We start from the raw sequence: 21,546 nt of genomic DNA, 5'->3' as shown, positions 1-21,546 counted from the left end.
TTCTGTTTTTGGAAACATTTTTTTGATGCGGCAACCAGCTCATGGGGGAAATTTAGCTTGGGCAGCAGCACTGGCTGGCTGTCCCCCTGACGCTATTCTGGATTTTTCTGCCAGCATCAGTCCTTTGGGACCACCAAATAGCGCCATCGCTGCTATTACGTCCCAAATCGACAATCTCAGGCACTATCCAGACCCAGATTATAGTGAACTGAGACTTGCTCTCAGTCACTTCCATCAATTACCGCCAGAGTGGATTCTGCCTGGAAATGGTTCAGCAGAGTTACTCACTCTCGCAGGTAGGGAATTAGTAGAACTAGCCGCAACAGCGTTAATTACTCCAGCCTTTGGCGATTATTACCGTACCCTAGCAGCGTACAACGCTAAAGTACTGGAGTTTCCCTTAAATTTAGGGGATAACGATGATTTGTCATTTAATAAAGGACAAAACACCAAGGACAAAGGACTACTTCTGAATAATCCCCATAACCCAACCGGAAAGCTGTTTTCGCGGCAAGCTATTTTGCCTTATTTGAAACAGTTTGCTTTGGTGGTGGTGGATGAAGCATTTATGGATTTTTTGCACCCCAATCAGGAACAAAGCTTGATTTCGATGGTGCAGGAATATGAGAACTTAGTGGTATTGCGATCGCTAACCAAATTTTACAGTCTCCCTGGACTGAGATTAGGATATGCGATCGCTAACCCCAAACGCCTTACTAAATGGCAACTATGGCGTGATCCCTGGCCTGTAAACACCCTAGCGGCAGCAGCAGCAATTGCTGCCATCCAAGATCAAAAATTCCAACAACAAACCTGGAAATGGCTACCACCTGCACGAAATCAACTGTTTGCGGGTTTAGCCTCACTTCCAGGATTGCAACCCCAACCAAGTGCTGCTAACTTCTTACTGATTGAGTCACAACAGTCAAGTTTGCAGTTACAGCGACAATTACTCCAGCATGAGCGAATTTTAATCCGCGATTGCCTGAGTTTTAAAGAACTAGGCGATCGCTTTTTTAGGATTGCTGTACGTTCCGATTTTGATAACCAGCGCTTACTAACAGCGCTACACTCATTGCTAAGTGTTAAGTTCTGAATTTTTTGTCAGATTGTAGATTGTAGGTTGGGTTGAGCGCAGCAAAACCCAACATTGATAAAGGTGTTGGGTTTCCTTACGTCAACCCAACCTACACTAACTGACCACTGACCACTGACTACTGACCATTGACTAATATGACTATTGATTACGATGTCGTGATTATTGGCGGTAGTCTAGCCGGACGTTACGCTGCTTTAGTTGCCACCCAACTACATGCCACAGTTGCTTTAGTAGAACCTCCCATAAATAGCAGGTTTCTTCATCACCACGCCATGAGCGAAATTGGCAAACTCGCACAAAGTCTTAATCATGCAACGGATTTTGGTATTCATGCCACACAGACTTCCATAGCATGGCAAGAAGCTATGCTGTATACGCGCAGCGTCGTTTCAAATATTCAACAACAAAGTTCTCCTGCTACCTTAGCGGCGCTAGGAGTTGATGTAATTTTTGGCAGTGGTCAATTTCAATCTTCACCCCATCTGGCATTTACCGTTAATGACCGTCTACTCAAAGCCAGAACTTATTTACTCGCGAGTGGTTCTCGTTCAGCAATTCCAGATATTGCAGGATTGTCAACCACTGGTTACTTGACTCTATCTAATATTTGGCAGTCTTTGAAAGAACCAACACTGCCCAAAAATTGGGTGATTATTGGTGGTGTTCCCCAAAGCATTGAAATAGCCCAAATCTTAGCGCGATTGGATTGTAAAGTAACGCTGGTAGTCGAATCTCTCCATATTTTGCCTTATGCTGATCCAGAGATAGCCCTGCTACTTCAAGCGCAATTAGAAGTTGATGGTGTGCGCCTCCTCACCCAAACTGTAGTAACTCAAGTGATGCGAATTGAGCATAAAAAGTGGATTCAAGCAGGAGATAAGGCAATTGAAGCTGATGAAATTTTAGTAGCAACTGGACAACAGCCCAATGTAGAATTTCTCAATTTAGCTGCGGTAGGAGTAAAATGGCGGCGACATCGCTTGGTTGTCAACAATAAATTGCAAACCACCAACCGCCGAATTTATGCTTGTGGCGATGTTATTGGTGGTTATGATTTTGTTAATGTCGCTAATTATGAAGCCAGAATCGCCTTGAAAAATGCCCTATTTTTTCCCAGGTTCCAAGTCAATTATCGGTGTATTCCTTGGGCGATATTTCCTCACCCCATGTTAGCAGAAGTAGGTTTGACAGAGGCGCAAGCAAAACGCCAATTTAAGCGAGATCAAGTTTTAATTTTACGGCAATATTATAAATCAGTAGCAGCAGCCCAACTGCGGGATGAAACCACAGGTATTTGCAAATTAATAGTATTAAAAAATGGGGAAATTTTGGGGGCTTCTATATTAGGTGCAGAAGCCGGAGAGTTAATAAATTTGATTGCTTTTGCTATGTCTCAAAAAATTTCAGTAAAACATTTAGCAAATTTAGCTTCTGTCTATCCCAGCTTTTCAGAAATTCTCGAACAAGCTGCCAGAGAGTGGAGTAACTACAAATTAAATAACAAAATTGCTTTGCAAGACTTTTTAGAAGGCTTTTTCCATTTCCGCCGTAATTGGAATTTATGATATTTCCAAGTCTAAAGACAACAATTGTAATACAAAATACTTTTTATCTACTGTCGGATTTCTGGAAGGCTGAGTATAGAGATTACTTCTATCGCCCCGTGTTTCAAAATCTATCTAACAGTTCCTCACGAGATAATTGCAAACACAAAGACGTAAACTCTTCTGGAGGTAGCTGTAATAAACTATCAACAACTCTTGTTAGTTCCCCATCTACAGAACCAAACCGATATCTCAACAAATTTTCTACAACTTGGCGGCGTTCTTGTTGTACTCCTTCAAGTACAGCAGCAGCCCTGGCTTCCTGGTAAGCGTCTGTTAAGCTCATAATTAACTCCTGTTCATCTTCAGTTAACTCTTGCTGCATCATTACACTGATGCGCCACCTGTAAATTATTTCTAGAACATTACGGCGTACAACATTCTCCGATGGAAGCGCAACCAATTCCCTAACTGCTTGCTGTTGAACAGCCCCTCGCCCTAACAACCTAAACCAAAGAGTTTCATCCGTAATAGGTAACTCGTTGATTGCCATTATCGCTGCTCTAAAAGATAAGGGTAGAAAATACACCCCAGGCAGCCAAGTTTCTAAGTCCAGTTTAGCGCCAAAACCTGCTAGCAGATTTTCTGAAGCTGACGGTGACAAAATCCATAGCCGCGCTAAATTATTCTCTGCTATGGTTGTATCTTCTCTTTTGGCTTTACGTTGCGAGTCTGCGATTACGGCAAACAGCTTTGTAAGGCAGTTCCGTATTTCTGTTTTACTGGGTTGATTGCGAAACGGCTCCAGTAAAGCTGTATTCAGCAAGGCAATTCTGCCCAATAACCCTAGATTTGGTGCTTGCGCTGGAGTTGTTAGCACTGGTGAAAACAAAACATCTACCTGTCGAGCTTCATCTATCACTTCCTTGTTGGCTTCTACCTTGCCCAAAGATGATAGTAGCTCCTCTAAAAACTGTTTTGCAAACTGATCGTGAGGTTTGCGAGTCATGTTGCCAGTCTGAACTGTAATGTATGATATGTGAATTGCTTGTGAACAAAGTAAACTAATATAAAATACTTTTTATAACATCATAGGTAAACTCTAGCTTCCCTTTCTAGATACTCAATTTCTTTTTTCCATCGCTCAAGATTGTGTTCTCGCTTTTGCAATTTATCTGCTGTTGGGTTTTTGGAAAGCCGGGTATTTGGATTAGGCAAAATTCCATGATTTTTAAGCCAAGTGGGGGAAAATTCCTGCCAAAGATAAACATGATCATGTCTATCGCCACCCAGACAGCGAATCCGCTTGACTGAAAGAGTGGATTCACCAAAAAGGATTTGTTCGTTTATGGAATTTTTCGGAAACAGGCGCATCTCACTACCTTTTCCCCGAAAGAACTCGACTACAAACCATTCACCAAAATCGAATATACAAACCTCTGTCGGGTCGCTACCATCATCTTCTAGTAGATTAACATCACCTTGGATTTGATACCCTATGGCAATTTGTGATGCTTTGGGTAACAAGATGCGAAGCCGTTCAAAGCGGTTACTGTAATCAGCCCAAAAGTCTCTGCGTCTACATAGCTGATTTGACTCGAAGTTTTGTAAATCGAGCTTGTTTAATATTAAATTAACTAACTTTTGGAAATCACCATAATTGATGCCTCCAATCCACTCTCGAAGTCTTTGCTTTGCTGGAGTTGAAAGTTTATACCAATTTCCACCATTTCTGTAGTTATTTCGTAACCAATCAATCAGTAAAGAATGGTCGCTAACTATTTCGTTAGAAATATTAGTGAGTAAATGATTAACCGCTTTAATTTGCTGATTATCTAACATTTCACCCAAACAACTTAATAACCATTTTACTTGTAGGTTATCAGGAGAAATAATTGTAGTAAAATAGGGAGTTATATCTTCTATGAATTGGCTAAATAATGGAATCCAAACAGGTAAACTTTCTCGAATTTGGTTTAGCAGTTCAGTTTGAGTAATATGCTTTTCGCAAGTAATTTTTGCTAATTTATGACCTGCTTGTTCACTACAAAGCACCTGAATAATTTGAACTGGTAGTAGGCTACTAACTAAGTCAGAATTAGCAAATACATCAAAAGATTCAGCTAGAGACTGTGCTAATACCTGTTCTTGCTGACCACTATAATAAAGAGCTATACGCCACAATAGTTGATGTTGCAACCATGAATTAGAAATTGCTACCCTCCAAATGGCTGCTGATGTTTTGTAGGATTGGTCAATATTTTGCCGATCCCATTGTGCTTTAGCATAGATACAGTAAACCCAGTCTAATTTACTTAGTTGATCAGCTTTACCCTGTTCAATAGCTTCTAATACTTTATCAACACTTGGTATTGATGTTGTTGCATTTGGTAAGCTACTTGCAATCTGAATAAGTTGATTAGGACTACACTGAGGAGTTTCAGGTAGAGAAGGAATAGAAAACTGAAAACTCAAAATTGTTTCTCCTTTAAATAGAGGTTTTTATAATATCTTTCTTTAATTCATCACTACGAAATTGAAAGCGAAAAACTACTTTGCGATCGCCTGGATTATCAATTTTCTTGTTAGATTCAATTTCTCCACGTCCAGCAGCTAATATTTTCCGGCTTAAAGGTAATTTGGTAGAGAAATTCATGTCATAGAAAATGTATCGATAAACTGATGAAGACCTCAACAAGCTTAGTTCTAGATTTGTTTTATCGTCTCCATCTGAGCTAGTGTGACCTTCTATGACTACGCGGCTAATTTCCTGCTCAAATTCTGATTTTGAGAAAATCACACCACTATAAACAGGAATAAAACGGCGTAGAAAAGCTTTACCTTCTGGTTTAAGTTCTGTGCTTCCTTTGGCAAATAAAATTGATTCTTGGATACTAACATCCCCAGTATCTGGGTTGACTTTGACATTGATATTGTTGCTTTTCATTTGTCCCACAACATTGCCAATTACTACCCGTTTTGGTACATCTTTTTGGGCAAGCTGGAGTAGGGCAGTTATAAATAACAAAGCAAAGAACATTAGTAAACCAGACATCAAATCGCCAATAGACAAATAAATATTAGAGTCATCATCCTCTATGAACTCTGGTTCAAAAAAATCGTCATTGATTAAATTAACCATTCCAATTACTTTATTGATAATTTAGTATTTATTGTTTGTTGCTACCAGAACTTCTGCTGTTTTGAGTAAATCTCCACAAACTTTAGCCATAGAAGTATCTGCCTGTTTGAAAAAGTTTACCTGTAAGTCAACAGTTCTTTGCATAGAACCTTCAAGATGACTCTGCCAAGACTGAAGGCTACTGTCAAATTTGTGATTCAAGTTTCTGTATGAATTGTCCAATTTTTGTAATTGTTCGCCAATACCACGAGCAAGATTTTCTAGTTGCATTAGTCGTTCTGTATCGTTTAATCCAGCCGCAATAACTAACTTGTTAATTTGTTCGACAGATGTCTGAATTTTAGTCATACTTTTGTCTACTTCTTGAGTCAATTCACTGCGTCTTTTAAATTCTTCCCGGAAGACTTGATCAAGATTATTCACAACTCCCGATAATCCATCTCGTTGTTTGCCTAGCGTTCTCTCAAGTAAGTTGTTTTGTCGTTCAAAGAATGTCTGTAAATTTGTTTGATATTCTTCTCTGAATCTTGTCAAATCATTTTCTACTGTATGGCGAGTTGCCGTGAGTGTTGCGTCGATATTTCCTAAAGTAGCCAGAAGATTATTTTTTGCATCATTCATCAATTCAGAAGCTTGATTACCCACTGTTTTTAGAGTATTAGTTTGCTCCTGAAAGGTTCTATTTGCTTGGGTGAGAATTTGGATAATTCCAGTCTGAGTAGCTTGAAGCATCTTTTGTTCTACTGCGGCGCGTTCTTGTAGTGCTGTTTGCAGTTCTTCTCGGATTCCTCGGAAGGTATCAGCAGCTTGGACTGCACTTGCTTCAAAGGCACTTCGCTGGGCTGTCATTCCCTGAATACTGTGGTCTACGGCTTGATTAATTTCTTGTGCTGTTTCTTGTAAGACACCTTTTGTATCTGTTTGAAATTGATTTAGAGTCTGTCCCAAAGTGTGAGCAAATCCTTGGAGTTGCACCAAAGTCTCTTGTTGAAAGTTCTGAATTGTCAGGATGGAACTTGCTAATCTTTGAGAGATACCACCAAGTTCTTGATGTAATGTTAAGACTGCCGTGGAAGCTTGCTGGGTTAACTCTGCACTTTTATCTAGTCGAACTACAATCGGCTCAAGTACCTGGATTCGTAAATCTTTGATAAGTTCTTCTAATACTCTCTGCCCTTGATTTTCTTCAAGTTCCCGAAGTTTTTTCTGTTCTTTGAATATTGCTTCCAAGGCTGGGAAAATTTGCTGCTTTACAGCTTGACCAATAGCTGGGGCTGACAACTCATTTAAACCTGCAAACTGTTCTGCAATACTCCTACCTACAGCTTGACCAATACCTTCTGCATTTAACTGTTTTAAACCAGTCAAGTTTTTTGCTACAAGACTAAGTGTTTCAGCTACTTCAATATTGGCATTGTCTGCCGTTTTTAAAGTTGCAATGTTCTCTAGTTTTTGACGCAAACTCTCACGCCGTGTCTGCCGTAGCAAATCACATATAAATAAAACTAAAGTAAACAAGCTACCAGAACCAAGCCCCATCAAGGAAGTAGAAAAAGCTGTTTTCATTCCTACCAGCAGAACTTTACTGTCACTCATCAGTTGCTGAGGATTATCTGTAGTTAAATTGATTCCTTGAAGTCCCTGTTGTATGCCGTAAAAGGTTCCTAAAACGCCGATAGCAGTACATAAGGTTGTCACAAAACGCAAGGAAGTTCGAGGTATGGGTCGGGCTAAGACAGATGGATATTTTATCAGTACAAAGTTACCATCCTTTTCTTTTTGTTGCCTAATTCTGTTTTCATCATCGGTTCCTAAATGCTTTTTTAACCAGGAGCGAACTTTTACATTTTTACCATTTTTAAAATTTTTCAAAAACTTAATCGAGGCTTCAGTTGTTCCACACTCTGAGCGCCAATACTGCCATACTGTGTAAAGTTCGACGACAGTTGCAGCTATTAACACAAAAGCAATTGCCCAATGAAAAGGTTCATTATCCCAAATAATGCCCCAAACTTTTGCTATTTCCACACTGCACCCCTCTTGTTTATATCTTTTGGAATTGTTCTAATTCTTTATCCGCAAGAACTTCTTTAGCTACCCGCATTGGCAGATGTTCTGCATATAAGCGATTTCCTATAGGTTCCCGTAAACGTAAGCTGTAAAGTGGTTCACCTTCTGATTGTTTATCCTCAATTAAATAAACCTGTTCTGGTGAATAACTTCGCAACAAACGAACTTGTAAACAGGTTTTTAAATCCCGCGAAGAAGTAGATAGATGTGAATTTTGTCCAAACAATTCACAAGCCACTTTCCACGCGTGGTTAATTGCCACAATCTCCTGAACCAATTTCTCAACAGAGGGGTACAATGGTTCGTCAGTTTCATCAATCAATGCTTTTACCTATTTGCCTGAGCTTTAATAGGTTTATTGTTCCCAAAGATGGAAACTTATTTGTATATGATCTAAATTAGTGCAATACCAACTTTCTGGAGTTTAGACTAGTTCGCGGTGCGAAACCCAAAAGCCTTACAGTGATTGAGAAAACGAAAAATATACTCAATCACAAGGCTCTCTAGAAGTGTTACGAAAAAAATATCACATTGACCGGGAGTTCAACATTATCTTGCACCTGTTTGGTGAAATGGATGAGCAAATGACTCAAATTGACCATCTGCTCTGTGATGACAAGCTGCTTGAGTTAATGTCAGCAGACTTTTCAAAACGTTATCCACTCTCCAGCAAGACGGGAAGAAAATCAACTCCTGTAGAAGTGATATTCAGGATGTTAACTTTAAAACACTTACGCAGCCTAAGTTATGAGAAAAAAATTAAAAATGTCAAAGAAAGTTTAATTTTAAGGCAGTATTGGCATAACGGTGTAGAAGGACGTATTAGTTTTTTGAAAAGATGTTTTGGATTCCAACGTTGTTTGTATAGAGGAGACATGGGATTAAAACGTTGGGTGGGCTGGGGAATAATCGCTCATAATTTAACTATTATCAGTCGAGGTTTAATTTCGCAGACTGAGACTGTTAAATAATTTGAGATTTTTCATTTTACAAACCACACTTCATCAATATTAGTTTCTTGACGAAGATATTGGAATTTAACTAATTTTTTGTTTGCTGCTATTATCGCTCTTCATTCTATCTTTTCTCTTCCAGCTTTAATAATAGTTTTGCTTGATTCTGTCTCTAGTTTTGCACCGCGAACTATTCTAAACTCCAGTAGAGTAATATCTAAAGGATAAACAATAATGCACAGTATTAAATTAACAAAGCGTGTCGGCAAAGATGGGATTTTACATTTAGAAATTCCCGTGGGAATCACAGATAAAGAAGTTGAAATCATGGTAATTTATCAACCGATAGAAATACCAAAACAGCAAAAAACACCAGAAGAATTGGGTTGGCCTCCTGGTTTTTTTGAGCAGACTTATAGTAGCTGTCAAGATGACCCTATTGTTATTGATTCTGAGGGTGATTTTGAAGAAAGGGAAGAAATCGTGTGATATATTTACTGGACACTAATGTTTGCGCTCGTTATCTCAATGGTAGGTCAATGGCAATTCGGGAGCATTTGCGAGCAACAAATATTGCAGATATTGCTGTGTGTTCTGTGGTCAAAGGTGAGTTATTTTATGGTGCAATAAAAAGCAAGAATCCTGAAAGGACCAAAGCTCGCCAACAAGAGTTTCTCAAGTTGTTTGTTTCGCTGCCGTTTGATGATTCTGCTGCCCTCATTTACGGAATAATTCGCGTGGAATTGTCAGTTAGGGGGACTCCTATTGGCCCCAATGATTTTCAAATTGCAGCTATTGCACTAGCGAATGATTTAATATTGGTTACACATAATACACGGGAGTTTAGTCGAGTGAATAGGTTGCAGATTGAGGATTGGGAGGAAGAGAGTTGAGTCTTAATGAATTAAATAAAATTTAACCTAGCTAGTTTTTTTGTCTTAGCCGTTGGCTCGACCTTTTTAGCTTTTGAGAATAATCAGCTAAACTCAAAGTTGGATAAACCTTGCATCATCAACCATGCTACCCCTGTCGTCACTAGCGGCACACTGAGATTATCTGTACCGTGGGGCGAAACTGCCTCAGCTAGGGTGGCAAAAATAGCACTAACTAACGCTATCAAAAAAGCCTTTTCCGCACTTACAGGTATTGCTAGAGGACTGAGGGACGAACCAGGTAATAACAGCAGTACTAAAAATATCGCTAACGTACTCGCCAGTAACATTGCCACCGAACCCTCCCAAGAACGCACAGAATTACCAACTTGGTATTTATGCTGTCCGAAACGCCTGCCAATTAACGCCGCCAGTGCGTCTCCCCAAGTCATCGCCATCACCCCAGCCACAGCAACAGGAACGTTGTCAACTGCGCTATCCGGTCGCCACAGCAACCCAAATAGTAGTGTTACCGAAATAGCAAAATAAATCGTACCGGGTGAACTATCTTCAGTATCCATCGCGCCGATAATTCGGTAGCGGTAAAACAGGTAATTGAGTCCGATAAATGTAGCAAAGGGCAGAATACCAATTTCCCAACGATTAAACAGCGACAATACACCGAAAATCCACATTCCTGCACCAATATGGATAATTTTACGGGTTAAATTTGGCTGCACATTAAACAGCCTACGTAGTCCTTCGCCCAAAATTAGTAGAGAAATTGCGTAGATATAGGAGAACGCTAACCCCATAAAATCGCTATTCGTCATTTGTTCCCTGTCTTATTTTTGCCGATCGCTGTTACGTTTAAAGTTTTTTTCTGGAAACGACACACTACCAATACCTTGCAGAATACCACGACCAATTAAACCTAGACCACGACCAATGATTTGAGTAAGAATGAAGACAAAGCCACTACCTAAAAAGGATAACAGCGATCGCAGACGAGGAGCGATCGCATCTCGAAATTCCAGTACCAAAGTCACCACTAAAGGGATTCCCGAAAGTTGGGCTAATTCTTGACCACGGGGAGCATAAATCGAAGTATTGGCAATTCCGCGAGGCGCTAAGACAAATAACTCATAACGGCTTTCAAAAGTTCTTTGAGCTTCTTTAACATAATTATTCAAACGATATTTCCATGACAAATCATTTCTAAAACGTTCAATATCTCGCGTAGAAATCAATTTCCGGTCATAAAAATTCTGTTTAATTACTTCTACATCTGCCAAAGAGTTCAGTAACGGCTGCACTACACCATTTGCTACTTGAATCAGCAAATTTTCTAAAATTATTTCGGCTTGAGACTTGGCTTCAGAGCTTCCCGCTGGGTAAGAGGTATTATCAATTTGTAAATCTATCTGAAATAATAAATAAGCAAATAACTCTCCAACTAAAGGAATTTTATTTAAAATTTCTGCTTGGACAACTCCAGGATTTTGCAGTAATAAATTCACAATTTCGATATTTTGCTTCCCTAATTGCAATCGTGAAAACTTACCAAAAAAATCTGTAATTGTTGATTGCCATAAATCAAGTAATATAGTACTTTTTAAATCTCCTAATTGATTGATTGTAATTTCAGCAATTCGCAGTTCATCCAATTGTTGAGCCAGTTTTTGCAAAATTAAATAAAGTAATTCCCGCTTCTTCTCTTCCCGAAAAATATCAATTTCTAAAGCCACATTTGTCACATTTTGTAAAGAAAATTGCAGTTTAGTGACACAAGATGAAAATAAAGTAGCTTGTAGCGCTCTAGGGCTGAGTAAAGGTGGTGAGGTTTGCCAGACAATAGTGCTACTGAGTGAAGAGATAGTAGGCTCTTGTTGAGTAGAAAAAATAAATTGTTGCTGTTTTTGTTGTCTTTCTTGTGGTGAAATTAATAAACGACTGAGTAGCCAACGAGCTGCTAGTAGTTCTCGTCGCTGTCCAGCCAGCACTGCTTTATCTATTAGTGGTAATCCGGGAATGTGTAATTGGTCTGTAACTGCTTTTAATGTGGCATCAATATAACCAATTCCTGACAAATGCCAATTATGGCGTAATCTAGCAAAAGGAAGTGAGGAAACAGGAAGGCGTGAGGAATTTTGATTTTCCTCAGCTACTAATTTACTGATACTTCTATCTGTTACTCTTTCATTCAACCAATAAGAACCGCCAGCTACTACTTCTTCCATTGCCGCGACTAATTGGGTAATAGAAGTACCTTTAGGGCAGTAACCATTGACACCAGCAGATTTTGCTAGCAGCAGTATTTCTGGTTCTCGGATAAAACTAAAAAGTAAAATCGGTAGATTAGGATATTGAGTTTTTAGTTGCCGACAAAGTTGTAAACCTTGCTGCTGACTGTCAAGAGAGCGACCATTACCCAATTCTAAAATGACCAAATTTACTAAGTTGGGGTCTTGCTGGGCAAGTTCTGCTAATACTTGCAAGGCGGCGGTATCGGTTTCTACCGTCGATACCACTTGGATGTTATGGATTTCTTCTAAGGCTACCCGTAGTCCCAGCTGGAAGATAGGGTCTTGGTCAACTAATAATAATTTTAAAGGGCGATCGCTCATATTTTGCTCAAATACACAAGCACCGTTTTTTCTAGTCAAAAGAAGCAGAGGAACAGGGAACTCTTAGCAAAGGGGAGAGGCTGAAACGGAGCTTGTACTCCGCCTAAGTTCGAGCGCCCAAGAAGAGCAGGGCTTGCTCCCCCTGCTCCCTGCTCCCTGCCCCCGGTCACTGAGCGAAGCCGAAGTGCTACTCCCTTGCTTTTTCACGCTAGGCTTAGTCCTTCCCATTGTTACCTGTTTTCGTCTACTGATAAATGGATGATAATTGCCATAGGCAGCTACTAACCATGTAATTAAATGAACTTCAATATTCAGCATTGGCTGGCAGAACGACATATCGAAATCAATTCCATCACAGAGTTTTTATCTGGACAGTTGGCAGGTATTGCCTACCGGATTGTTCAGGATATGGAAGGTAAAAGCCTCATGCCGTTTGATATTTGTACCCTAGCAGAGGTTTTAGAACTACCATTAGGCGCTGTTGGGGAAGACATCACTATCATTGCTTTGTTGAGCGAAAATTTATTACGTAGTTTAAGCCAAAAAAAGGCCTTAAAACGCAATGAGGGTACATGGCTGACGTTTCAGATTGCTTATCTTAGAGGATTACGACAAATTTTAGACCAAGAAGAAAGTCTACAAAGACCTTGGCTAAATCGGGCGATGATACCCTCCCAACCAGTAATTAAACAGGGAATCGGTAAATCTCTTCTGCAAGATGTTCAATTGCAAGGGCTATTAAAAACTCTTAACCCTGGAAAACTGAGTGACACTCAAGCCGAACAAGCCCTTTCTTTGGTGGCAGATTCATTTCTGGTGCAACAAATAAATAACGCCACGGTAGCTTGGTTTATCGCCAATGGTGCAGAGGAACTAGAGGCTAAACTATTAACGCAGCGTTTAACATCCGCCCTGGATGGACATTTGTTAACAGTAGTTGCCCAAAATGCTCCTCCTTTAGCCCAACTGCAAAAATTTTTCCGTTTGGGAATTGCTGGTGATATCCAAAATTCCGCTTCTATAGTAGGTGACAAAATTGATTTGCACCGAGAAAACTACCGGGCAAGTTTACTACAAAGCCTGAGTACACCTTTGCTAATAGAATCCTTCGCCCTCAAGGATATCTATGTTCCTCTGGTTGGTTTACCACTCCAAGAAAAGACTACTTCATCAGTTGATTTGAAAATATGGGCGCAACAGCAACTAGCTGATTTATCAACTATTGCTGTAGTTGAGTCGGAATCCGGTTATGGTAAAACCAGTTTTTGTCAAATTTGGGCGGCGCAAGTAGCCCAGGAACTTTACCCTACTTGGATGCCGATTATTATCCGACTACGAGATGTCAAGTATGGCAGTACTTTAACTGAAACTCTCAATTCTGGTTTTCCTAGTAATTTTCACACCGACCTTACCACTTGGCTAGAGCAAGATTATCCTCAATGTCTGTTACTGCTTGATGGTCTAGATGAATTACCTCCTTCTAGTCAAGGTAAAAGAACACAGGCAATTTTTATTCAGCAGTTATTAAAATTGCAATCTGAACGCCGACATAAAATTTTGTTGACTAGTCGAACAGCGACTTTACAAGAAATTTCCCCAGAAATATCGTTGCAATGGCAGCGAATTACCATTCAACCTTTAGAAGCTGACCAACTAAAACAATGGTTTCAGCAATGGGCGACAGTGCAGTCTTTACCTATTGCTCAAAATTACTTTACATTTTTGAAGCAAGCAGGGTTATTTACCAGTAAATCTCAGTTATCAGAACTCTCTAACCTTGTCCGTCAACCCTTGATGCTTTATTTGTTGGGTGTTTTGCACCGTGACGGATTTTTAGATAATCAAGTGTTGCAAACTACCGACACTGCTTTACTATGGGAAATTTATCATCGTCTGAGCCGATGGTTATTGGGTTATCCTCTGACTGGCGGGATTAAGACAATGTTACTACGGTCAGGATCAGCTCATATTCATAGAACACCAGAAGCCATTGCCAACCTACTTTTTGGTCGCCATCCCCAAGATTTGCTGACTCAAATGCAAGCGATCGCTCTACAAATTTTACATGGCGATCGTCATCAAGTTACCTTGTCTGCGGAATTAAGCACAAATATCTTACCAGCTTTTTATTTTCGCTCTTTTGTCAGTTCTCAGGTATCACAAACAATTAATACAGAATTTTCTCACCCCAAATTAGGAGAGTACCTCTGCGCTGAAGCTATTGCTGCTCAATTACAAATCCTGACTCAACGTCAAGCTGATGTTTATGGAACACTCAGTTTTATCCTTGATTCTGCTAGTAGTATCGCCCAGCATCTCTATCAATTACTCGGTTATGGCATTCTTACTCCAGAAATTACCGAACTGGTGATTAAAAGCTTACAGCAGCAAACCAGCGATTTTACTTGGGAAATTTTTTTACCACGTCTAGAATCTTTTTGGCGGGCTTACTGTCAAGGTCGTTGGTTAGATGAAGGGATAGCACACCAAGTCTTAACTTATTTTCACACATTGCAAAATCCTGTGAACGTTGAACACATAAATGCCAATGTGGGACTCAACGTATTTTTATTACTCAGCGCTGGCTATCAAGAAATAAAAGTTTCCTTTTGCCCTTGTGGTAATCCAGCCAACGTGACAGAGTTTTATCCAGAAGCACTGCTAGTATTGATTGGTAGAGCAGCAGTTTTATCTAATACCACTTTTACAAAGCGAATACACTCTCTAGCTAAACTCAACCTCTCAGGTGCATATTTATTGCAAGTCATGCTAACTGGGGTAAATCTTGAGCAGACCAATTTATCAAATGCAGTACTTATAGGAGCAAATTTAGCAGATACTAATCTTACAGGTGCTAATCTTACAGGCACTGACCTTACAAGCGCTAATCTCACAGGTGCTAACCTTACAGGTGCTAACCTTACAGGTGCTAACCTTACAGGTGCTAACCTTACAGGTGCTAATCTTCAAACTGCTAATCTGACGAACACCTGCTTATTTCAGACTATCCTCTCTGATGCTGATAGAGAAACTGCTACCCTCAATGGTGCTTTATTTTCCTTAGAGAAGTTTCAAACCCTAAAAAGTTTACTGTCACAGCAATCTCTTTTGAGCATCTCTGACACCGCACTTAACACAGATGTTTGGTCTCAAAAGACTGCAAATATGAGCTTAATTGAAGGCTTAGAAGATGAACCGATTTCTCCAATGGATTTATACGATGATGATTGTGAGGACGAAACAGTTTTTGAGGTGAATCCTCGTAATTACAGTAATGAGTAATTGTCTGTTATCCCAAGTTATTTTAATCGTATTATTTGCCAATTATACTTTAGTTGTAAGTGCGTAAGTCCTAACAAGTAATTGAAGTAATAATGCCAATTAACAATAAAATTACTAGTTAATAAACAGCTATTATTATTGGGTATTTTAGTGAAACGCGACTCTATTTAGGGCTTACTGAAAAAGTCTTTTGATAGGGGCAGGAAACAGGGAACAGTTTTATGCCTATGGTTTCCAATTTTTTGAACTCCAAAAAATTTGATATCCAAGGTTTTTAAGGCTTATACGCCTATTTTCATGCACTTTTTTCTCAAAAAATAGCCGCAAAACTTTACAAGACAAGACTTTTAAAGCTGTTCAGCAGACCCTATTTATTACCAAATTTTTAAGCGTTTTCCTGGGTTAATTTTTGAACTCGTTGATTACCGTCCTGAACAGGCACAAAACTATAGATTTGAGTCAGTTGAGGTCAAAGAAACTGCCTTTCGCATTGATGGGGTCTTTTTACCTCCAGCAGGTGCAACACCCAGGATTATCTTGTTTGCAGAAGTTCAATTTCAGAAAGATGAAGCTCTTTATCATCGCTTCTTTACTGAGTCGTTGATGTATCTATACCGGAATCAGTCTGAATATGATGATTGGTACTGTGTGGTCATTTTCCCATCACGCAGTTTGTTACCATCTGATACAAGAACTCATCGAATATTTTTAAACAGCAACCAAGTGCAGTGCATTTATTTAGATGAGTTAAGTACTTCTAATCAGCAGCCAATAGGGATCAATTTGATGCAGCTGACAATTGCATCAGATGAAGTGGTCGCAGATAAAGCAAAGCAATTAATTCAACGGGTACAATTAGAGTCAACAAAGTCACTGCCGAAAAACGAAGTTATAGATATTATCACCACAATTGCTGTTTACAAATTTTCGTCTTTGAGTAGAGAGGAAGTGGAAGCTATGCTGGGACTGACTTTAGATCAAACAAGGTTTTATCAGGAAGCGAAAGCTGAGGGTCGAGAAGAACGGGAAGTTGAAATGTTGAAAGTTACAGTACCCCTGTTACTACAAACAGGGATGAGTGTAGAACAGATTGCTCAACAGCTCAGTGTTGATGTAAAATCTGTCCGGCTGGCTGCACAAGAGAACACATAAGTATTTAACAAGATTTGACAAGAAATGAAAATTGCTCTCCATGCCCTATGCTATCTTTGTGGATTACGATATCCATAAAAATTAATCGTGTATTCGGTAATCTTCACTCCTGTTTTTTGTTCAACTTGACGGATAACTTCTTCTGGTAGTTCTATATGAACATCAAGAATTTGATTGGTATCAACACAATTGACATGACTATGAGAATCACTGATGTTGCCGTATAAACGCCCGTCACAACGTTCAATACACTCAATAATACCTTGACTAGATAAAGCTTCTAAGTTTTGATAGACAGAAGTATGACCAATGTCTTTACCTTGGTGATTGAGGCGATCATAAATCTCTCTAGCAGAAAGATGTTCATTTGCTTGCCATAATAACTCTAGAATAAAGCGACGCTGGCGGCTAACGCGCATACCCAGCATTTGACAACGCTCTAAAGCATCTTCTAAGGAACAAATCGGTTTTGTTGATATTGTTTGTTTTTGCATAGTTAAGTTTGTTAACTATTGGGAAAAATTTTCCGTTTTTAATGTTCGTTGGTTCTTGATTATATGCAAGGATATTACACACCGTCATTTCACCTCTACCTGTCTTGTTGCTTGTAGTTGCTGCGAAATTCACAGTCTGAGGTAATGACTTTGGTTGCTTATTGACGGTTGTTTTGTCACACCCTAATCTAAAACAAACTCATTACAACTTTAGCTTACAATTACTATAAATGTCCACCTTAAGACAGGTGCTTTTCTTGCTCAAGTGGACTGAATTAAAGTGACCTAATGCAGATAGGTAGCATCAATTCCTGAAAGCTGGTACTGTGGATACTCAATTCTACTGTTGAGCATAAAGAAAGTGGCTGCTGAGTCAATGACAATCACGATCGCACTGAATGCTGACTCTATTAATAATTTGGATCTTTCACCTGCATCAACGGTGATTGATGACATGTTGCAAAAAGAAGCAATGTCTGACGACAAGACACAGAGCATCTACATCTGTTACGAGCAGCAACTGTGTTTTGATATCGATTATTCCCTGGAACCTAGCGACCCTCGCGAACTTTCAGAAATTCCAGAGTTACGACTGTGGTTTATTCGTTTAGATGCCAAGTATCCTTGGTTTTTGTTTTTACTAGATTGGAAATCTGGGGAATTAGCCCGCTATACTGCCATGTTAGTACCCCATCAGTTCAGTTCCAAAGAAGGCATACAGTATAACCCCGAAGCCTTAGAAATCTTTTTGATGCATAAAATTTTCATTTTAAGCGATTGGCTCAAACAGAAAAATTTGCCCAGTTTATCACGGCTAAAACACATGGCGCAAATGTTTGGTTATGAGTTGGATGATGCTTTATTTGAAAGATGTTAAAAGGGCATGGAAAGGAGGCAGAGGGGCAGGGTGCGGGGCGCAAGGGGGATAAAGAAAAATTACCTCTTTCTCCCGAAGTTGCTCCACTTGGGGAGACCCCAAGACCGCACTTCTCTCTTTTTCTCCCTGCTCCCTGCTTCCCTGCTTTCTTTTAGCCGCCCCAGATTTTTTCTAAAACTGCTTTGGGGGAAATATCTGCCGTTCGATCTGTGGGAGATTTTATGGCAAGAAATTTATCGTTTTTGGGTAATACTTTGGCTGGTTCTGTGGGGCCAAATAAGGCGATGGTATAGGTTTGTACTGCCACACTCAGATGTAGTGGCGCACTATCTGTAGTCAACATTAAATTTGCCCCAGCAATCATAGCAGCCAACTTACCAATATCGCTTGGGGCAGTCACCTTGATTTGGGGGCTATATTCCAAGAGCGATCGCACAAATTGCTCGTTGTCAACTCCTTTAACGACCACCATAGGCAAATCCGGCTGTTTAGATTGAAAATCTTGAATAATTTGCTGCCAATTCGCTACAGGATAGCTTGTATCCAAACTTTTAGTCTGAGAATCCTGGTTAAAACCGTCGTTAATCAAGACATAACCTGTTTCATGCAGTTTTAAGCGTGTTTGTTCCTTCTGTGACCACTCAATATCTGGTTTTGGTACATTCACTGCTAACTCTGGGCAAAGGGTGTCAATACCTAATCCTTGCACCAAGTCATGGTAGACCGCCGCCCCATATTGGGATGGTTTGAACGGCACAGAATTGGTGAGAAAAATTGATCCTTTGCCTTGGTAGCCAATGCGTGTGGGAATCCCTGTTAACCAGAGAAAAAGACCCACCAACCAGCTTTGCCCTACAGCAATGGCGGCATCATATTCGCGATCGCGAATTGCACCCACCAGATTACCCCAATCTGCCAGACTGTTACGATCTTTGAAATCAAATGTGATTACTTCATTAACTGACTTGCTCACCCGGTAGGCAGCCTTTGACCGGGGTTCAACAACGACATCTAACTGAGCGTTAGGGTAATAGCGCTTCAGGTCATCTAAAGTCGGAAAGAAGAGGATTTGGTCGCCAATTCCGCCAGGTACAAGGGCTACTACTCGCATAATATTTATTGACGCGTACTCGCTCCCTATTTTAGGGGAATATAGGTATTGGGTATCAGAGATTTATTATTGGGCATTGGGAAGAAGAGGCAGAGGGGCAGGGGGCAGGGTGCAAGGGGGAGTTTGAAACTACTTCCCATTTATTCATTCGTGGTTAACACTCTTTCCTCTTCTCCCCTGCCCCGGTCACTGAGCGCAGTCGAAGTGCTGCTCCCCTGCTCCCCTGCTCCCTGCTCCCCTGCTTTTTTACTAGCCCCTAGCCCCTAAATTTTGTGTATTTACTAATTCCAGCCGCAGGAAGCGGCAAAAGAATGGGGAGTAACCGCAATAAACTCCTACTCGAAGTGCGATCGCAAACAATTATTGCTTGGACTCTCAAAGCTGCGGCAGCAGCAAGTACAATTCAGTGGATAGGAATTATCTCCCAGCCCACTGATTGGCCAGATTTCAAGGCAATTCTTGCTGATTTGCAGCTCACTAAACCAGTAGAACTAATTATCGGTGGCTCTACCCGCCAAGAATCTGTTTATAATGGCTTGCAAGCACTGCCAACAGCCGCAGAGCAAGTATTGATTCACGATGGCGCTAGATGTTTGGTAACACCAAATTTACTAAATTCCTGCGCCCAAGCTATTCGTCAATGTCCTGGCTTAATTGCCGCCGTACCTGTAAAAGACACAATTAAAGTTGTGGATGAAAATGGCATCATTCAAAGTACACCCGACCGACAGCAACTGTGGGCAGCACAAACTCCCCAAGGATTTAATGTCAAGTTGTTGAAACAGTGCCACGCCGAAGGTGTCAGCCAAGGTTGGGAAGTAACTGATGATGCTGCTTTATTTGAAAGGTGCGGCATCGAAGTACGAATTGTTGAGGGAGAAGAGACAAATTTAAAAGTGACCACTCCCCAAGATTTAGCGATCGCAGAATTTATCCTCACAAACCGAGGCTCTTAATCAAGTCAAAATTAAATTGACTTTTTTGAATATTTGCAGTATAATTCCACACACAAGTTAACGTCCTTTGTCAAATGTCAGTTGCTAATGACTAATGACTAATGACCAATGACCAATGACTAAATGAACACAGCCACAGCGACGAAGATAGAAGCAATTCTCTATTTGAAGGGTAAACCCTTGTCGCTCGGTGAAATCGCCGAGTATGCCGCCTGCGATCGCGCCACTATTGAAGAAGGCATCATTGAACTAATTGACAACTATGCCCGTCGAGATAGCGCTCTAGAAGTGATAGAAACCCCTGGTGGTTACAGTCTGCAACTGCGGTCTGATTTTCATGACTTAGTCCAAGCACTGATTCCCGTAGAATTGGGATTAGGAGCATTGCGGACTTTAGCAGCGATCGCTCTTAATAACCCCATACTCCAAAGTGACTTAATTAACTTGCGCGGTTCAGGAGTATATCAGCACGTTCCAGAACTAGTCGAACTTGGTTTTGTCCGCAAACGCCGAAATAATGAATCTCGCTCCTACTCGTTACAAGTAACACCAAAATTTCATCAGTATTTCCAAATCGACCAACTTCCTCAAATATTGTCCAATAATCACAAAGAAGAACAATTAGAACTAGATTTAACACTCCAAGAAGAGGCAGGGGAGCAGGGAGCAGAGGGGCAGGGGAGCAGCACTTCGACTGCGCTCAGTGACCGGGGCAGGGGAGAAGAGGAAAGAGTGTTAAGCACAAGTGAATGAGTGCGAAGTAGTTTCAAACTCCCCCTTGCACCCTGCACCCTGCCCCCTGCTTCTTCTTAATCCCCCTTGCACCCCGCACCCTGCCCCCTGCCTCTTATGCCCAATGCCCAATGCCCCATGCCCCAGTTATTTATGCCCGTGGAGAATGCACTACCCTTGTACTATGGTTTAAAGTAGAATTAGCAACTAAGCTAAAAAAAATTGCCCATGGTGTTTGATCCTGACTTTTTACATGACAACTCTGAAGAACACCCCAACCAGCTTCTGAACGACCACTCTGAGGAATACCCCAATCAGCTACTCAAATATCTACAGCATCAGTCTCCTGATGTTTTAGCTCGTGTAGCCCAGTCCGTAAGCCCCGAAATTAAACAAATCATTTCGCAAAATGTCCAAGGGCTAGTGGGAATGCTCCCCGCAGAAAACTTCAACGTGCAAATCACGACAGACAGGGATAATCTCGCTGGGCTACTAGCATCAGCCATGATGACGGGGTATTTTCTGCGTCAGATGGAACAAAGAATGCAATTAGAGCATTTGTCTAACAACCAATAGTCAATTAGTCAATAGTCCATAACTGACAATTTTAGGACTATTGACTTTTTTTGAATTGA

General features: G+C 40.5%; 20 protein-coding genes. 11 read left to right on the top strand and 9 right to left on the bottom strand.

The features are described from left to right. Positions 1–25: 25 nt before the first annotated feature. Positions 26–1,096: a threonine-phosphate decarboxylase CobD gene (gene cobD / locus QI031_RS17205; protein WP_281480880.1), complete on the top strand. Its 1,071-nt coding sequence runs from the start codon at positions 26–28 to the stop codon at positions 1,094–1,096. Positions 1,097–1,233: 137 nt separating this feature from the next. Beyond that, positions 1,234–2,664, top strand: coding sequence for a dihydrolipoyl dehydrogenase family protein (locus QI031_RS17200; protein ID WP_281480879.1), 1,431 nt, complete (start codon positions 1,234–1,236; stop codon positions 2,662–2,664). Positions 2,665–2,767: 103 nt separating this feature from the next. Here the strand turns inward: QI031_RS17200 and QI031_RS17195 are convergent, their stop codons facing one another. The 5 genes from QI031_RS17195 to QI031_RS17175 all read right to left on the bottom strand — a co-directional run bounded on the left by QI031_RS17195 (position 2,768) and on the right by QI031_RS17175 (position 8,177). Continuing rightward, positions 2,768–3,652, bottom strand: a complete 885-nt coding sequence (locus tag QI031_RS17195; RefSeq protein WP_281480878.1) for a hypothetical protein — start codon at positions 3,650–3,652, stop codon at positions 2,768–2,770. Positions 3,653–3,732: 80 nt separating this feature from the next. Beyond that, positions 3,733–5,118 (bottom strand): EH signature domain-containing protein, encoded by a 1,386-nt coding sequence (locus QI031_RS17190; protein WP_281480877.1) that lies wholly within the window; start codon positions 5,116–5,118, stop codon positions 3,733–3,735. Between the two features lie 13 nt (positions 5,119–5,131). Next, a complete protein-coding gene (locus tag QI031_RS17185) occupies positions 5,132–5,785 on the bottom strand; it encodes an OmpA/MotB family protein (RefSeq protein WP_281480876.1) in 654 nt (217 codons plus the stop codon). Positions 5,786–5,806: 21 nt separating this feature from the next. Then, the gene (locus QI031_RS17180) at positions 5,807–7,813 is read right to left on the bottom strand and encodes a coiled-coil domain-containing protein (RefSeq protein ID WP_281480875.1); all 2,007 of its coding nucleotides are present in this window, start codon (positions 7,811–7,813) and stop codon (positions 5,807–5,809) included. 16 nt (positions 7,814–7,829) lie between these two features. After that, on the bottom strand, positions 7,830–8,177 hold the full coding sequence (locus tag QI031_RS17175; protein ID WP_281480874.1) for a hypothetical protein: 348 nt from the start codon (positions 8,175–8,177) through the stop codon (positions 7,830–7,832). A gap of 250 nt (positions 8,178–8,427) precedes the next feature. Between QI031_RS17175 and QI031_RS31875 the strand changes: the two genes are divergently transcribed. The 3 genes from QI031_RS31875 (at position 8,428) to vapC (ending at position 9,701) form a co-directional block, all read left to right on the top strand. Further along, positions 8,428–8,826, top strand: a complete 399-nt coding sequence (locus tag QI031_RS31875) for a transposase (RefSeq protein WP_484832928.1) — start codon at positions 8,428–8,430, stop codon at positions 8,824–8,826. A gap of 216 nt (positions 8,827–9,042) precedes the next feature. After that, a complete protein-coding gene (locus QI031_RS17165) occupies positions 9,043–9,297 on the top strand; it encodes a hypothetical protein (RefSeq protein ID WP_281480873.1) in 255 nt (84 codons plus the stop codon). Continuing rightward, the gene (gene vapC, locus QI031_RS17160) at positions 9,294–9,701 is read left to right on the top strand and encodes a type II toxin-antitoxin system tRNA(fMet)-specific endonuclease VapC (RefSeq protein WP_281480872.1); all 408 of its coding nucleotides are present in this window, start codon (positions 9,294–9,296) and stop codon (positions 9,699–9,701) included. Before QI031_RS17165 ends, vapC begins: the two co-directional genes overlap by 4 nt. Positions 9,702–9,784: 83 nt before the next feature. On the opposite strand, the gene QI031_RS17155 is transcribed toward vapC, so the two are convergent. Then, the gene (locus QI031_RS17155; protein WP_281480871.1) at positions 9,785–10,513 is read right to left on the bottom strand and encodes a diacylglycerol/polyprenol kinase family protein; all 729 of its coding nucleotides are present in this window, start codon (positions 10,511–10,513) and stop codon (positions 9,785–9,787) included. A 12-nt stretch (positions 10,514–10,525) separates the two neighbouring features. Next, entirely contained in the window at positions 10,526–12,307 is a 1,782-nt protein-coding gene (locus QI031_RS17150) for a DUF3685 domain-containing protein (RefSeq protein ID WP_281486060.1), read from the bottom strand. 297 nt (positions 12,308–12,604) lie between these two features. Between QI031_RS17150 and QI031_RS17145 the strand changes: the two genes are divergently transcribed. Both QI031_RS17145 and QI031_RS17140 read left to right on the top strand, forming a co-directional pair. Beyond that, entirely contained in the window at positions 12,605–15,589 is a 2,985-nt protein-coding gene (locus QI031_RS17145; protein WP_281480870.1) for a pentapeptide repeat-containing protein, read from the top strand. 369 nt (positions 15,590–15,958) lie between these two features. Further along, complete coding sequence (locus QI031_RS17140) at positions 15,959–16,741, top strand: Rpn family recombination-promoting nuclease/putative transposase (RefSeq protein WP_281486059.1); 783 nt, start codon at positions 15,959–15,961, stop codon at positions 16,739–16,741. Between the two features lie 50 nt (positions 16,742–16,791). Here QI031_RS17140 and QI031_RS17135 read toward each other — a convergent pair whose 3' ends face one another. Further along, on the bottom strand, positions 16,792–17,235 hold the full coding sequence (locus QI031_RS17135; RefSeq protein ID WP_281480869.1) for a Fur family transcriptional regulator: 444 nt from the start codon (positions 17,233–17,235) through the stop codon (positions 16,792–16,794). Between the two features lie 376 nt (positions 17,236–17,611). Here QI031_RS17135 and QI031_RS17130 point away from each other — a divergent pair, with 376 nt between their 5' ends. Next, positions 17,612–18,112 carry a CRR6 family NdhI maturation factor gene (locus QI031_RS17130; RefSeq protein WP_281486058.1) on the top strand — a complete coding sequence of 167 codons (501 nt, stop codon included), beginning with the start codon at positions 17,612–17,614 and terminating at the stop codon, positions 18,110–18,112. Positions 18,113–18,263: 151 nt separating this feature from the next. Here QI031_RS17130 and QI031_RS17125 read toward each other — a convergent pair whose 3' ends face one another. Then, positions 18,264–19,223 carry a glycosyltransferase family 9 protein gene (locus QI031_RS17125; RefSeq protein WP_281480868.1) on the bottom strand — a complete coding sequence of 320 codons (960 nt, stop codon included), beginning with the start codon at positions 19,221–19,223 and terminating at the stop codon, positions 18,264–18,266. Positions 19,224–19,495: 272 nt separating this feature from the next. On the opposite strand from QI031_RS17125, the gene ispD reads away from it, so the two are divergent. The 3 genes from ispD to QI031_RS17110 all read left to right on the top strand — a co-directional run bounded on the left by ispD (position 19,496) and on the right by QI031_RS17110 (position 21,487). Continuing rightward, the gene (gene ispD, locus QI031_RS17120; RefSeq protein WP_281480867.1) at positions 19,496–20,179 is read left to right on the top strand and encodes a 2-C-methyl-D-erythritol 4-phosphate cytidylyltransferase; all 684 of its coding nucleotides are present in this window, start codon (positions 19,496–19,498) and stop codon (positions 20,177–20,179) included. Between the two features lie 123 nt (positions 20,180–20,302). Further along, positions 20,303–20,932, top strand: a complete 630-nt coding sequence (scpB, locus tag QI031_RS17115; RefSeq protein ID WP_281480866.1) for an SMC-Scp complex subunit ScpB — start codon at positions 20,303–20,305, stop codon at positions 20,930–20,932. A 207-nt stretch (positions 20,933–21,139) separates the two neighbouring features. Further along, on the top strand, positions 21,140–21,487 hold the full coding sequence (locus QI031_RS17110; protein ID WP_281480865.1) for a DUF760 domain-containing protein: 348 nt from the start codon (positions 21,140–21,142) through the stop codon (positions 21,485–21,487). Positions 21,488–21,546 lie beyond the last annotated feature (59 nt).

Source organism: Halotia branconii CENA392 (genome assembly GCF_029953635.1).
GTDB lineage: Bacteria > Cyanobacteriota > Cyanobacteriia > Cyanobacteriales > Nostocaceae > Halotia > Halotia branconii.
The sequence above is the reverse complement of the archived record's forward strand: the minus strand, read 5'-3'. Positions and strand labels throughout refer to the sequence as shown.